At 41.1% G+C, this 547-nt stretch carries 1 pseudogene; it reads left to right on the top strand.

The window, feature by feature from the left end:
• Positions 1 to 547, top strand: a pseudogene (locus tag ACFINS_RS11265) (glycosyltransferase family 1 protein); the annotation flags it as partial.

Here is a 547-nt window from a genome sequence, read left to right as displayed (position 1 = left end):
ATCTTTTTGGGCTTTGGAAAAGTCCGAAGGGAGGGCCTTTTCGTATTTGGCATGCACGACGCAATATTGAAATGCTTTGTGGAGTCTTTTTACGTGATGTTTTGCGGATGAGGCTAAAGCTCATCTTTACATCAGCTTTTCGACGTCATCATAAGCCTTTTACCAAATGGTTGTTGCGCCGTATGGATAAGGTTATTGCTACCAGTATACGTACGGGAACCTATTTAGAAGTGCCGCATCAGGTTATTATGCATGGGGTGGATGTTAGGCGTTTTTCACCACCCAAAACTTTTGCAGATTGCTTTTCTTCATCTGGGTTTCCTGGAAAATATGCTGTGGGATGTTTTGGACGTGTACGCTATTCAAAGGGCACTGATTTGTTTGTGGATGCAATGATAACATTATTACCACACTATCCTGAGTAGACAGCACTTATTGCTGGTCGTACGACAGAACAACATTATCATTTTGAAAAAAATTGCGTCAGAAGATTATTGAAGCCGGTTTGGATGACCGTATTATTTTTCTTGGTGAGGTGCTGAATATA

The sequence above is a fragment of the Bartonella sp. AA2SXKL genome, assembly GCF_042197205.1.
Taxonomy (GTDB): Bacteria; Pseudomonadota; Alphaproteobacteria; order Rhizobiales; family Rhizobiaceae; genus Bartonella.
The sequence above is the reverse complement of the archived record's forward strand: the minus strand, read 5'-3'. Positions and strand labels throughout refer to the sequence as shown.